The following is a 13,295-nucleotide window of genomic DNA, read 5'->3' on the forward strand; positions in this document are numbered from 1 at the left end:
ACGCTCACTTTGCTCGCTCGGGGGGGCGCAGCCCCCTCGTCTCCCCCAGGCGTTTCCGTCGAAGTGCACGGCGGCCCGGCGGAGGCTGACATGACTGCACTGCTAGAAGTAGACAACCTCGGCGTGCGCTTCACGCGCAAGGACGCGCCGCCGGTCGACGCCGTGAGCGGCGTGTCGTTCTCGCTCGAAGCCGGCAAGACGCTCGGCATCGTCGGCGAATCGGGCTCGGGCAAGAGCCAGACCGTGATGGCGCTGCTCGGCCTGCTGGCCGGCAACGGCACGACGACTGGCGCCGCGCGCTATCGCGGCGACAACCTGCTCGAGATGAACGGGCGCGCGCTGAACAAGGTGCGCGGCGACCGGATCGCGATGATCTTCCAGGATCCGATGACGTCGCTCAATCCGTTCCTGACGATCGAGCGGCAGATGACCGAGACGCTGCAGCTGCATCGCAAGCTGTCGCGCCGGGAAGCCACGAAGCGCGCAATCGAGGCGCTCGAATCGGTGCGTATCCCGGACGCGGCGCGACGCATCCGCATGTATCCGCACGAGTTCTCGGGCGGCATGCGCCAGCGCGTGATGATCGCGATGGCGCTGCTGTCCGAGCCGGAAATCCTGATCGCCGACGAGCCGACCACCGCGCTCGACGTGACCGTGCAGGCACAGATCATCGACCTGCTGCGCGAGCTGAACCGCGAGCGCGGCACGGCGATCGTGCTGATCACGCACGACATGGGCGTGGTCGCGGGCCTCGCGGACGACGTGATGGTCATGTATGCGGGCCGCACCGTCGAATACGCGCCGGCCGAATCGATTTTCGCGGCGCCGTCGCATCCGTACACGATCGGCCTGCTCAACGCGCTGCCGCGCCTGACGGACGCGGACGATGCGCCGCTCGTCGCGATTCCCGGTAATCCGCCGATGCCCGGCAGCGCGCCGGCCGGCTGCGCGTTCGCGAAGCGCTGCACGTATGCGGAAGAACGCTGCGGCGCGGCGCGCCCTGCGCTCGAAACCTATGGCGCCGTGGGCGCGGTGCGCGCGTGCCACCGGCCCGTGGCCGATCTGACGGGAGGTCTGCGATGAGCGTCAATGAACGCCGCAATGCCGGCGCGACGGACGACACGCTGCTGTCCGTCGAGGGTCTGAAAGTGCATTTCCGCGTGCCGCTCGGCGGCTATCCGTGGTCGCCGAAGGGGACGCTGCGCGCCGTCGACGGCGTGTCGTTCGACGTGAAGCGCGGCGAGACGGTCGGGCTCGTCGGCGAATCGGGCTGCGGGAAGTCGACGCTCGCGCGCGCGCTGATCGGCCTCGTGCCGATGACGGCCGGCGCCGTGAAATGGCGCGGCGAAGCGGTGGCGCCCGATCACCTGCGCGGCTCCACGATGCGGCGCGAAGTGCAGATGATCTTCCAGGATCCGCTCGCGTCGCTCGATCCGCGCATGACGATCGAACAGGTCGTCGCGGAGCCGCTCGTCACGCACCAGGCCGGCCTCGGCCGCGCCGAGGTGCGCCGCCGCGTGGTCACGATGCTGGAGCGCGTCGGCCTGAACGCGCATCACCTGCTGCGTTATCCGCACGAATTTTCCGGCGGGCAGTGCCAGCGCGTCGGCATCGCACGCGCGCTGATCGGCGAGCCGAAGCTCGTGATCTGCGACGAGCCCGTATCGGCGCTCGACGTGTCGATCCAGGCGCAGATCGTGAACCTGCTGCGCGATCTTCAACGCGAACTGTCGTTGTCCTATCTGTTCGTTGCACACGATCTCGCCGTGGTGAAGGCGATCAGCCAGCGTGTGCTCGTGATGTATCTCGGCCGCGTGATGGAGTTCGGCACGCGGCATGACGTGTACGGCGTGCCTCAACACCCGTACACGAAGGCGCTGCTCGATGCGGCGCCGACGCCGGAGCCGGCGCGCGAGCGTGCTCGCCGCCCGATGCTGCTGGCGGGCGAGATGCCCTCGCCACTCAACCCGCCGTCCGGCTGTGCGTTCCGCACGCGCTGCCCGGTTGCGATCGATGCGTGCGCGCAGGACGTGCCGCTGCCGGAAGTTCGGCAGGGGTCGGCCGCGCGTGTCGCGTGCATCCGCGCGGGTGTGGCGTGAAGTGACGCAGCAAATATAACCAAGGCAGGTCAACAGGGGTAGGTGCGGCGCGAACGATCTTCGCGCCGCGGGTACAGGCGCGTCCTTAACCGGGCGCGCCGGGGGGCCGGGAGCGGATCGCAACCGGCGTGGACGATATCAACACAAGACGAGAATTACGATGAAAAAACAGAAGACGATCGGGACGGCATCGAAAATGCTGCTTGCATGGGGGCTGCCGGCACTCGCCGGTGTCTCGCTGACGGGCGTCGCGCACGCCGACGACGCGGCCCCCGCACCGCTGACGGTCGCACAGGCCGCACCGGGCACGACCGTTGCGCAGGCAACGACCCCGAACGCCATTGTCAACGCCGAAGCAAACCAGGCCGTCACGCCGCCCGACACGCCGTCGGCCCAGTCGCAGTCGAAGGGCTTCATTGCCGACAGCCATCTCAACTTCCTGTTCCGCAACTATGCGGACGTGCTCGACGCCAAGGGCGGCCCGCATCGCCACGCATGGGTCCAGGGCGCGATGGCGAACTTCGAGTCGGGCTATACGACGGGCCTGATCGGTATCGGCTTCGACGCGTCGCTGTATGCGGCGCTGAAGCTCGACGGCGGCCAGGGCGCCGGCAGCATGGTGCACATCGCGAAGGGCGGCGGTGGCGGCAACCAGCTCGCATGGGCCTATCCCGGCATCTACGACGTGAAGGCGCGCATCTCGAACACGGTGGTCAAGTACGGTCTGCAGGCCGTCGACAACCCGTTCATGGAGCAGCACGACAACCGTGCGCTGCCGCCGACGTTCCTCGGTGCGACACTCGTCAGCAATGAATTCAAGAACGTGATGCTCGAGGCCGGCAGCTTCACGAAGACCGACGCGCGCGGTCACACGACGCTCACCAACCTGACGACGCAATACGGCGGCACGCGGATCAATCGCCTGTCGTACGTCGGCGGCACGTGGGATTACTCGCCGAACGGTGAAATCGCGCTGTACGCGAACCAGGCCGACGACGTGTGGCACCAGTACTACGCGTCGGTGAAGCACAGCATCGGCAGCCCGCAGACGATCAAGTGGACGGGCTTCGGCAACATCTACTCGACGCACGACACGGGCGATGCGCTGCAAGGCAAGATCAACAACAACGCGTACAGCCTGTCGCTGGCCGCGCAGCACGGCCCGCACGAGCTGCTGCTCGGCTTCCAGCAGGTGCTCGGCGACCAGTTCTTCGACTACCTGAACGAAACGAACGGCATCTTCCTGACCAACTCGATGGACGTCGACTACAACGCGCCGCACGAAAAGTCGCTGCAGCTGCGTTACACGTTCTACGGCAAGGAAGCGGGCCTGCCGGGCTTCAAGGCGATGGTCTGGGGCGTGACGGGCTGGGGCGCGGACGGCAGCGCGAGCGCGGCGCTCGACCCGAGCAAGTCGAGCATCTACTGGAGCAACGGCTCGCCGGTGCAGGGCCGTCACCACGAGTTCGGCTTCATCCCGTCGTACACGTTCCAGAGCGGCAAGCTGAAGGACACGAAGGTCACATTCATCGCGATGTGGCACGCCGGATCGGCACACTACTCGGACGCGACGAACACCGAGTACCGGCTGGTCGTGAACCTGCCGCTGCACGCGTTCTGATCGAAGGGGGCGCAGGCGCCCCCGCTTCGCACGGCCGGCCTGCGATCGAAACGATCAGGCCGGCTTGTGCAGCCCCGCGACCGGATCGTTCGCGGCCGGCATGTCTTCCACGAGCGACGTAAGCTGGCGGCCCGTATCGCGCCATGCGTCGAGGCCGCCGCGCAGCGCAAGCGCATCGGTGAAGCCTGCGTCGAGCAGGCGCTTCGCCATCAGGGCCGCCGTCACTTCATTCGGGCACGAGCAGTACACGACGAACTTCTGCGAGAGCGGATAGCGCGCGACGATGTCGCCGATCTGCCGATCGTCGGCGAATTGCGCGCCGGGAATCGTGAACGGGTCGAGCTTGCGGTGCTCGGGCGAGCGCACGTCGAGCACGACCGGCGCGGTGGTGTCGCGCAGCAGCAGGTCGAGTTCGTCGACGCTGATCCGTGCATGGGCGAGCTGGCGGATCAGCGCGCGGCGGCGCATCCAGCGGATGGCCGCATAGATCGCCAGCAGCGCGACGATGACCAGCAGCACCGCGCGGCCGAGGTGGCTCGCGCCGGCGAACAGCCAGTCGATCTGCCGGTAGAACACGAGCCCGGCCACCAGGCCGACGATCGTCCACAGTGCGGCGCCGAGTGCATCGTAGCCGGCGAATGTGCGGTAGCGTGTGCCGAGCGCACCGGCCATCGGCACCGACACGAGCGACAACCCGGGAATGAAGCGCGCGACCGCGAGCACGCGCACGCCGTAGCGGCCGAAGAAGCGTTCGGTCTTTCTCACGCAGGTATCCCGCGACAGCGACAGCCGGCAGATCGTCTTCAGCGTCGTGCCGCCGTAACGGCGCCCGGCGACGTACCAGACGGTGTCGCCGATCAGCGCGCCGAGCACCGACAGCGCCACCACCGTCACCAGTTGCGAGCCGATCATCTCGGGATGCATCGCGGACATCGCACCGAACAGCACGAGCGTCGGCATCGCGGGCACCGGCAGGCCGATGGCCGCCGCGAGCACGTTGGCGAAGACGAGAAGCGGCCCGTACTGGGCGACGAGGTCACGGAGCATGACGGCTGGCCGAAAAGGACATGCGTGGGCAGAAAACGCAGATGGGCCGATTATCGGCCTTTTTCAAGACAACAGCGGGAATGACGGAAAGCGCCTGAAGGCGGCAGGGGGATGTTGGTGAGCCGGCACGCTGCGAGCGGCTCACCGTTCGGAATCAGGAGGAGGTGCGGGCGAGCGATGCGGCGCCGTGGTTTTCGCCGGGCAGCTCGGCGCCGTGCGAGCGGATCGCCGCGATCAGTTCGGCCGGCGTGATCTCGTAGCGGACTTCACGATGGATGCCGGGCTTGCGTTCGTCGATCTCGATCAGCAGCACGCTCTTGCCGTCGCCGGTTGCCTCGAGCCGGAGCGAGCGCAGTTCGCGGCCGTCGGCCGGGTCGTGTTCGGTGAGCAGGGTCATTGCCCCGGATGAGCCGGTAGTGCGCATCGAACGTATCCTCGTATCGTGGATGCCGTAGTGGCGAAGATGTCTTTGTTGAATACAGCTTGACGCAGTTTAACGCGAACGGGCCGCAATTCGGAGCATTTTCGTGAGGTGAAATGAGGGATGAACCAGGGATCCTTCTGATGTTTGAGCCGCGCGGGGCGGGCGTTTGCGCCGGATCGGGCGCCGCCGCGGCCGGCGCCTGAACGCCGTTCGCGGCCGGGTAAGCTCGGGTGGCGACACGTAGCGCAACGCGTGTCGCCGCGGCGGCATCAGAAGCGGTCGGCGAGCCCCATCGCCGGGTCGCTGACCGAGTGGCGGCCGGTTTCGACGCGGCCGGCGACGCGGCGCGAGAAACTCGCGTCGCTGTCCGCCGTGACGATGAAGTCGTACCAGTGGCCGGTCGTGTCGAGCTTCCAGTGCAGTTCGGCCTGGTCGCCGGCGCGCACCGTGACCGTCCACGTGGTACCGGTGCCGTGACCCTGGCTGTTGCCGTCGTCGTTGCCGTGGCCATGACCGCGATCGTCGTGTGTGCCGCGGCCCGACAGCGGCCCGTAGACCTGGTTCGACTTCACGGTGAAGCGCACCGTGCCGCCGCCGTGGTTGCGCAGCTTCAGGTGGAGGTTGCCGCTCGCACCCGCATAGCCGACGCGAACTTCCGGATGAGGCGCGCGTGCGCCGGCCAGGCGGCTCAGGTCGCCGGTGAAGCGGCGGTGATAGCCGTTCGGGCCCAGCACCCACAGGTCATATTTACCGCCATTGTCGGCGCGCGCAGCCCAGTCGCCGTGCAGCGCCTTGCCCGGTTCGACGACGTAGCGCTGCGGCAGGCGGTCGAGGTGCAGCTTGTCATAGACATGAAACACGGCGGCGGCGCGGCCCGTATTCGCGAACTTCAGCGTGAGCGTGCCGGTGCCGGCATCGGCACGCGCGCTCGCATGCAGTTCGTAAGGCAGCGCGCGCGACGGGCGCACGCCGGGCGCCTGCGCGGGCAGCGACGGCGCGGCCGGCGGCAGGATCTTCGGCGCGGCTTGCTGCGCGGCGCTCAGCGCGTCGACCTGGCTTTTCGTCGTATGGCCCGCGAGCGTCGGCAGCGGCTCGTTGTTCGGCGAGCGGAAGTTGAACGCGCTCGTCAGGTCGCCGCACACCGCGCGGCGGTACGCGCTGATCTGCGGCTCCGCGACGCCGAAGCGCTTTTCGAGGAAGAGCAGCGTCGACGTATGGTCGAACACCTGCGAATTGACCCAGCCGCCGCGGCTCCACGGCGACACGATCCACATCGGCACGCGCGGGCCCGGGCCGTACGGGCGGCCGTCGATCGCCGGCTGGCTCGACGTGGCCGGCGTGAAGTCGTGGTACTCGGCGGCGACGTCGGCATCCCGCAGCGTATGGCCGCCCGCGAGCGTGCCGTCGGCGTTGCGCGACGGCACGGCCGGCGACGGCATGTGGTCGAAGAAGCCGTCGTTCTCGTCGTAGTTGACCAGCAGCACGGTCTTGCTCCACACCTCCGGGTTCGCCGTCAGCGCATCGAGCACCGCCTGCACGTACCAGCCGCCCTGAGCGGGGCTCGACGGCCCCGGGTGTTCGCTGTACACGGACGGCGGGATGATCCACGACACTTCGGGCAGCGTGCCGTTGCGGATGTCGTCGCGCAACGTTTCGAGGAAGCCGTACGGCATCGTGTTGCCGAACCCCTTCGCAAGCGGGCTCAGCGGATCGTCGATCGCCGGATCGTAGAACGCGCCGGCCGCCGTCACCGGCTGCGTGATGTCGGTCGATGCAACGTAGGAAGGCCGGCGCGCGGGCGGCATCTGCTCGATCGCCGCGCGCCAGTGGCGGAAGCTCATCATCTCGTTGCAGCCGAAGTTGTCGATCAGGCTCTGGTAGACCTTCCAGTTCACGCCGGCCTGCTGCAGCCGGTCGGCGTAGGTGGTCCAGGTCCAGCCCTGGCTCGACGGGCCGATGTCGTTGCCGCCGTTGAACTGGTTGTTCAGCGCGGCGATCTTCACGCGGCTGCCGTCGGTCGGGCTGATGCCGTTCGGGCCGTTGGTGCCGCTCCAGTAGAACAGGCGGTTCGCGATCGTGCCCGTGTGCATCCCGCAGTGGTAGTGGTCGCACAGCGTGAACGCGTCGGCGAGCGCGCGCTGGAACGTGACTTCCGCCGCGTCGTAGTAGCCCATCGACAGCGGCGTCTTCGCGTCGGGCCAGCGATTCATCCGGCCATGGTCCCAGGCGGCCTGCGCATCGGCCCACGTGTGCGGCGTGCCGCCGGCGCGCTGCGCGTTGCCCTGGCTCGCGTCGAGGTGATACGGCGTGACGGTGGCGGCGGGCGTCGGCTTCGTGTACGTCTGGTAGAACACGTTGCGGCCGTTCGGCGACGGCACGGCAAAGCGGTCGCCGTAGCCGCGCACGCCCTTGAACGTGCCGAAGTAGCTGTCGAATGCGCGGTTCTCCATCATCAGCAGCACGACGTGCTTCACGTCCTTGATGGTTCCCGTTTCGTGAAACGCGGGAATCGCGAGCGCGCGGCGGATGCTCGGCGGAAACGCGGCAAGCGCGGCGGCGGCGAGGCCGGAAGTGGCGGTCTGCTGGAGGAATTTGCGGCGTGATGTCATGGCGTTCGGATCCTGTGATGATGGGAGCGTTCGTGACTTCGACTGGAGGCGCCCGTGCGTCGCCCCCTGGGACGATTCGCGCGGCATGGGCGGTCGGGTGCATCGGCCGTGCGTGTCGGAAGTGCGTGCGTCGCGCGCGATGCGTTGGCCGTTGCCGCGAACCTGCGCGACGCGCGCTCGTGATGCGCGGGCCAGGACGTCGGCACACACCGGCCCGGTGCATGCCGGGTTGGGCGGCGCCCAGTCTAGGGAGACGACGTGACGTCGACGTGATGAAGACATGACATCGCATGTCGTGTGCGTGACGTTGCGTGCGCAACGATTGATCGGGAAGCAATGCGTGACGGAAACCGGTAAGGATTTACCGATTTCCGTTTGCGGGGCCGGTCGGATTTTTCCTGCTCGTGGCGCGGTAGCGCGATCGCCTGTCGTTGCGGGTGCAACGGCATCGCATGACGGCCATGTTTCAAATGCGTGAAATCGGATAAGCTCGATCCGTTGCTGCGCATGTGCGCAGCCCGCGCCGCTGGCGCGACTTTTCGGAACCGGCCCACCCATGACCGACATCAAGATCCGGCACAGCGAGACACACGACGTCGACGCGATCCGGCAGATCGCCGCGCATCCCGCGGTGTACATGTATACGCTGCAGTATCCGTTTCCATCGTTCGAGAAATGGCAGAAGCGGCTCGCAAACGCGCACGAGCGTGGCGCGAGCCTCGTCGCCGAAATCGACGGCGAGGTGGTTGGCCATCTCGGCCTCGAGTTCGAACCGAATCCGCGCCGGCGCCATGCGGCGGGGCTCGGCATGATGGTCGACGCGACCCGTCACGGGCGCGGCATCGGCAGCCGGCTGCTCGCGGCCGCGATCGATCTCGCGGAAGGCTGGCTGAACCTCACGCGTCTCGAGCTGACCGTGTTCACCGACAACCGCGCGGCAATCGCGCTCTACGAGAAGCACGGCTTCCGGATCGAGGGCGAATCGCCGGGCTATGCATTGCGTGACGGCGTGCATGCATCCGTGTATCACATGGCGCGGCTCAAGGGCCGGGAGTGAACGCGCGGCGACGATGTCGCGCGTCATATTCATTCAAGAATTCGTTCGTTTCCCGCCGGCTGCGCGGGTCGTATCGTTGAAGGATTTGCCGGCTGCTTCGGCTGGCGTTGGCGGTTTCCGCGTCGATGCGCGCGGCATGCATCGACGCACGCCGGCTTGCGCCACGCCGCATGTCGGTGCGCTTCATCGCTTCATGAACCTCGCTTCATGGTCGTCGCTTCAGGTCGTTGCTTCGCACGACAACTCTTCCCGCAACCGCCTCTTTCAACGGACCCGCTTCGATGAAAACCGCTCTCCGGAATCTGACTGCCGCCTGCCTGTTCGCCGCCGCGGGTGCGGCGTTTGCCGCTGCCACGCCCACGGGCGCCCCGGTGGCGAGCGCATCGCCCGACGGCGCGCACCTGCCGCCCGGCATCGCGTGGCAGCACGGCGACGTCGACGCCGCTTTCGCGTTGGCGAAGCGCACCGGCAAGCCGCTGCTGCTCTACTGGGGCGCGGTGTGGTGCCCGTCGTGCAACCAGGTGAAGTCGACGATCTTCAGCCAGCAGGCATTCAAGACCCGCTCGTCGTTCTTCGTGCCCGTGTATCTCGACGGCGATACCGAAAGCGCGCAGAAGCTCGGCGAGCGTTTCAAGGTGCACGGCTATCCGACGATGATCCTGTTCCGCCCGGACGGCACCGAAGTGACGCGGCTGCCGGGCGAAGCCGATCTCGATCGCTACATGCAGGCGCTGTCGCTCGGGATGACGGCTGCGCATCCGGTGCGGCAGACGCTCGCGACCGCGCTGAAGAGCGGTGCGTCGCTGACGCCGGACGAATGGCGCCTGCTGGCCGACTATTCGTGGGATACCGATGGCGCGCTGCCGGTGCCGGCCGATCGCGTCGCCGAGACGCTGCAGTCGCTCGCGCAACGCGCGCGGGCGGCCGGCGCGAAGGCCGAATCGGCGCGCTTCGCGCTGAAGTCGGCCGTGGTCGCCGCGTCCGACGATCCGGCGCAGGCCGGCGCGCTGGACAAGACGGCGCTTGCCGATTCGCTGCGCACGGTGTTGCAGGACCCGGCATGGTCGCGCGCCGATTCGGACGTGCTGGTCGCAGCGCCTGCGCGTGTGGTCGCGTATCTCGGTGGCGGCGACGCGCCGCGCGCGAAATTGCGCGGCGCGTACGACACGGCGCTTGCGCGCCTGTCGACCGACACCACGCTGTCTTCGATCGACCGGCTGATGGCGCTGCACGGCCGCGTGCTGCTCGCGCGCGGCGATGCACGCAAGGGGGCACCGCTTGCCGCGCCGGCGCTGGCCGACACGGCGCGCAAACAGATCGCCGCGTCGGTGCAGGGCGCCGCGAATGCATACGAGCGGCAGGCACTCGTCAGCGAAGGCGCGGACACGCTGACCGACGCGGGGCTGTACGACGAGTCGGAGGCGTTGCTGAAGGCCGAGTTGCCGCGTTCATCCACGCCGTACTACTTCATGTCCGGGCTGGCCGCGAATGCGAAGGCGCGCGGCGACAAGGCCGCGGCGCTCGACTGGTACCGCAAGGCATACGACGCGGCGAGCGGGCCGGCGACGAAGCTGCGCTGGGGCGCGACCTATTTTGCGAATGCGGTCGAACTGGCACCGGACGATTCGGCGCGCATCGAAGGGATCGCCGCGAGCGTGCTCGCGCAGGCCGACAAGACGCGGGACGCGTTCTACGGCGCGAACCTGCGCGCGTTGACCAAGGTCGTCACGCAGTTGAACCGCTGGCGTGGCAGCGGCGCGCACGATGCATCGGTCAGGTCGATCGCGAAGCAGTTCGACGGCATCTGTGGGAAACTGCCTGCCGGCGATCCGCAGGCAAGCGCCTGCGAGCGCCTGATCCAGCCAGTCAAGGCATAGATCCGGTGGCGCTGCGTGGGCTTTCGGGATGCCGGCCGGCGCTTTTCCCGATACCAACGAGGCCACCGACACCATGCCCCACCTGACGCTCGAATATTCCGCGAACCTCGACGGGTTCGACGCCGGCGCGACACTGCGCGCGCTCAATGCCGCGCTTGCCGCGTCCGGCCATTTCGACGAGCTCGATATCAAGAGCCGCGCGCTGCGGTTCGATACGTTCGCGGTCGGCACGTCGCCGGCGCCGCGCGCGTTTGTCCACGCGAAGCTCGCGGTGCTGAGCGGCCGGTCGACTGACGTCAAGCGCGAATTCTCGGAGCAGGTGCTGGCGGAACTGAAGCGGCACGTCGTCGCGCCGCCCGGCACGCACCTGCAACTGTGCGCGGAAATACTTGAGCTGGAGCGCGAGTCCTACGCGAAAGCGAGCATCGAGCCGCGCTGACCGGGCAGCGCGGTGTGCGCTGCGCGGGCCGGGAACGTGGCGCTGACGCGAGCGCCGCCCGCAAGTTCGAAACCCGGCTATTGGCCCGTGGAGTACGCGCCGCGATTGCCGTAGCCGGCGCCCGCGGCCTGCGGCGCGCCTTGCTGCCGGGCGATCTTCGCCTCGGCGGCCTGGATGCTGGCAGGGTAGAACCAGTCGCTCGGCTGGAAGCCGGCTTTTCTCAGTGCAACCACTTCGGAATGAACTTCGGCGCGCGTGAGCGGCGGGCTGGCTTGCGCCTGCGCGGCGACGGGGGCGGCGAATGCGGCCGCGAGGGCGATTGTGCGGATCAGCGGGTTCATGAGCGGGTACCTCCATGTTTTCGACGGTACCGATCGCATGCGGTGACCGTCGAAAGCAGTGTAGGCCTCGCCCGACGCGCGAAAAATGCCGCTGCGCCCAACTTAGTGTTCTGCCGAAGACAACAATGAGCGGCGGGCGCGAGCCCCTGGAAGGCGCCCGGCAAAGGGGGGGCGGGAGAGAAGCCGGCCGCAGCGACGTGGCCGGCGGCCGGCGGGCAGCGGCCCGGAGACGGGCCGCCGCGCGGGGGATTACACGAGACCCGTCGTGTAGTACACGGCGATCACGAAGAACACCGCGAGCGTCTTGATGATCGTGACCGCAAAGATGTCGCGATACGATTCGCGGTGCGTGAGGCCCGTGACCGCGAGCAGCGTGATCACCGCGCCGTTGTGCGGCAGCGTGTCCATGCCGCCGCTCGCCATCGCGACGACCCGGTGCAGCACGTCCAGTGGGATATTGGCGGCCTGCGCACCCTTGATGAACAGATCCGACATCGCGGCGAGCGCGATACTCATGCCGCCCGACGCCGAGCCCGTGATACCGGCGAGCGAGCTGACCGACACGGCTGCGTTGACGAGCGGGTTCGGGATGCTCTTCAGTGCATCGCTGACGACGAGGAAGCCCGGCAGCGCGGCGATCACGCCGCCGAAGCCGTATTCCGACGCGGTGTTCATCGCGGCGAGCAGCGCACCGGCGACGGCAGCCTTCGAGCCGGTCGCGAAGCGCCCGCTGACGCGTTTGAACGCGGTCAGCAGGACCAGCACGATGCCGAGCAGCAGCGCAGCCTCGACCGACCAGATCGCGACGACGGTCTTGATCGACGTCGTGACCGGCGCATGCACGCCGGGCAGCACTTCCGGCGCGACCGTGTAAGACGCGGCGCCGTACCACTGCGGAATCAGCTTCGTGAACGCGAAGTTCGAAACCCCGACGAGGATCAGCGGCAGGATCGCGAGCGCGGGGTGCGGCAGCGACTGCGTCTCGACGCGCTCCGGTTCGTTGACGAGCGACGTGCCGTAACCTTCACCCTTTGCCATCGCCGAACGGCGGCGCCATTCGAGATACGTGAGGCCGACGACGATGATGAACAGCGAGCCGATCGTGCCGAGCGCGGGCGCGGCCCAGGCGGTTGTCTTGAAGAACGTGGTCGGGATGATGTTCTGGATCTGCGGCGTGCCCGGCAGCGAATCCATCGTGAACGAGAACGCACCGAGCGCGATCGCGCCGGGCATCAGCCGTTTCGGGATGTTGCTCTGGCGATAGAGTTCGGCCGCGAACGGATAGACCGCGAACACCACGACGAACAGCGACACACCGCCATAGGTGAGCAGTGCGCACACCGCGACGATCACCGCATTCGCGCGTGAGCGGCCGATGTAGCGGATCGCCGCGTGGACGATCGACTCGGAGAACCCGGAGAGTTCGATCACCTTGCCGAACACCGCGCCGAGCATGAACACCGGGAAATACAGTTTGACGAATCCGACCATCTTCTCCATGAAGATGCCGGAGAAGACCGGTGCGACGGCGGCGGGTTCGGTCAGGAGCACCGCGCCGAGCGCGGCGATCGGCGCGAACAGGATCACGCTGTAGCCGCGATACGCGGCAAACATCAGGAACGCCAGCGCGGCGAGGACGATCACGAAAGACAAGGGAGTCTCCTAATGGCTTTGGTTGTTGTTCGATCGCGCGGCGCGCCGCGGACCAGCTCAGGTTCGTGCAGGTTTCGTGCCATCGGCCGGATTGCGCCGCCGGACATGGGTCCGCCGGAAACCGGCGG

12 protein-coding genes are annotated in these 13,295 nt (G+C 67.8%); 6 read left to right on the top strand and 6 right to left on the bottom strand.

The genetic code is table 11. The features are described from left to right. Window positions 1–90 precede the first annotated feature (90 nt). The 3 genes from ACPTTF_RS17770 (at window position 91) to ACPTTF_RS17780 (ending at window position 3,720) form a co-directional block, all read left to right on the top strand. The gene (locus ACPTTF_RS17770) at window positions 91–1,083 is read left to right on the top strand and encodes an ABC transporter ATP-binding protein (protein WP_423367580.1); all 993 of its coding nucleotides are present in this window, start codon (window positions 91–93) and stop codon (window positions 1,081–1,083) included. Then, window positions 1,080–2,099 (top strand): ABC transporter ATP-binding protein, encoded by a 1,020-nt coding sequence (locus ACPTTF_RS17775; protein WP_423367581.1) that lies wholly within the window; start codon window positions 1,080–1,082, stop codon window positions 2,097–2,099. Before ACPTTF_RS17770 ends, ACPTTF_RS17775 begins: the two co-directional genes overlap by 4 nt. A gap of 160 nt (window positions 2,100–2,259) precedes the next feature. Further along, window positions 2,260–3,720 (top strand): OprD family porin, encoded by a 1,461-nt coding sequence (locus tag ACPTTF_RS17780; protein WP_423367582.1) that lies wholly within the window; start codon window positions 2,260–2,262, stop codon window positions 3,718–3,720. Window positions 3,721–3,774: 54 nt separating this feature from the next. Here the strand turns inward: ACPTTF_RS17780 and ACPTTF_RS17785 are convergent, their stop codons facing one another. From ACPTTF_RS17785 to ACPTTF_RS17795, 3 genes are all read right to left on the bottom strand, one after another. Next, complete coding sequence (locus ACPTTF_RS17785; RefSeq protein ID WP_423367583.1) at window positions 3,775–4,767, bottom strand: DedA family protein/thiosulfate sulfurtransferase GlpE; 993 nt, start codon at window positions 4,765–4,767, stop codon at window positions 3,775–3,777. A 154-nt stretch (window positions 4,768–4,921) separates the two neighbouring features. Further along, window positions 4,922–5,191, bottom strand: a complete 270-nt coding sequence (locus tag ACPTTF_RS17790; RefSeq protein WP_011353737.1) for a hypothetical protein — start codon at window positions 5,189–5,191, stop codon at window positions 4,922–4,924. Between the two features lie 269 nt (window positions 5,192–5,460). After that, entirely contained in the window at window positions 5,461–7,800 is a 2,340-nt protein-coding gene (locus tag ACPTTF_RS17795; protein ID WP_423367584.1) for a phosphocholine-specific phospholipase C, read from the bottom strand. A gap of 556 nt (window positions 7,801–8,356) precedes the next feature. Between ACPTTF_RS17795 and ACPTTF_RS17800 the strand changes: the two genes are divergently transcribed. Continuing rightward, window positions 8,357–8,857, top strand: coding sequence for a GNAT family N-acetyltransferase (locus tag ACPTTF_RS17800; protein ID WP_423367585.1), 501 nt, complete (start codon window positions 8,357–8,359; stop codon window positions 8,855–8,857). Here the strand turns inward: ACPTTF_RS17800 and ACPTTF_RS17805 are convergent. Continuing rightward, complete coding sequence (locus tag ACPTTF_RS17805; protein ID WP_166956086.1) at window positions 8,841–9,044, bottom strand: hypothetical protein; 204 nt, start codon at window positions 9,042–9,044, stop codon at window positions 8,841–8,843. The two genes, ACPTTF_RS17800 and ACPTTF_RS17805, sit on opposite strands and share 17 nt — an antisense overlap. Window positions 9,045–9,138: 94 nt before the next feature. On the opposite strand from ACPTTF_RS17805, the gene ACPTTF_RS17810 reads away from it, so the two are divergent. Together ACPTTF_RS17810 and ACPTTF_RS17815 are read left to right on the top strand one after the other, a co-directional pair. Beyond that, the gene (locus ACPTTF_RS17810) at window positions 9,139–10,734 is read left to right on the top strand and encodes a thioredoxin family protein (protein ID WP_423367586.1); all 1,596 of its coding nucleotides are present in this window, start codon (window positions 9,139–9,141) and stop codon (window positions 10,732–10,734) included. 73 nt (window positions 10,735–10,807) lie between these two features. Beyond that, window positions 10,808–11,173: a 5-carboxymethyl-2-hydroxymuconate Delta-isomerase gene (locus ACPTTF_RS17815; protein ID WP_423367587.1), complete on the top strand. Its 366-nt coding sequence runs from the start codon at window positions 10,808–10,810 to the stop codon at window positions 11,171–11,173. A gap of 77 nt (window positions 11,174–11,250) precedes the next feature. On the opposite strand, the gene ACPTTF_RS17820 is transcribed toward ACPTTF_RS17815, so the two are convergent. Further along, window positions 11,251–11,514, bottom strand: coding sequence for a DUF4148 domain-containing protein (locus ACPTTF_RS17820; RefSeq protein ID WP_423367588.1), 264 nt, complete (start codon window positions 11,512–11,514; stop codon window positions 11,251–11,253). A gap of 249 nt (window positions 11,515–11,763) precedes the next feature. Next, the gene (locus ACPTTF_RS17825) at window positions 11,764–13,167 is read right to left on the bottom strand and encodes a GntP family permease (protein ID WP_423367589.1); all 1,404 of its coding nucleotides are present in this window, start codon (window positions 13,165–13,167) and stop codon (window positions 11,764–11,766) included. Window positions 13,168–13,295 lie beyond the last annotated feature (128 nt).

Origin of the sequence: Burkholderia crassaminum (assembly GCF_964265005.1) — a bacterium.
Lineage (GTDB): Bacteria > Pseudomonadota > Gammaproteobacteria > Burkholderiales > Burkholderiaceae > Burkholderia.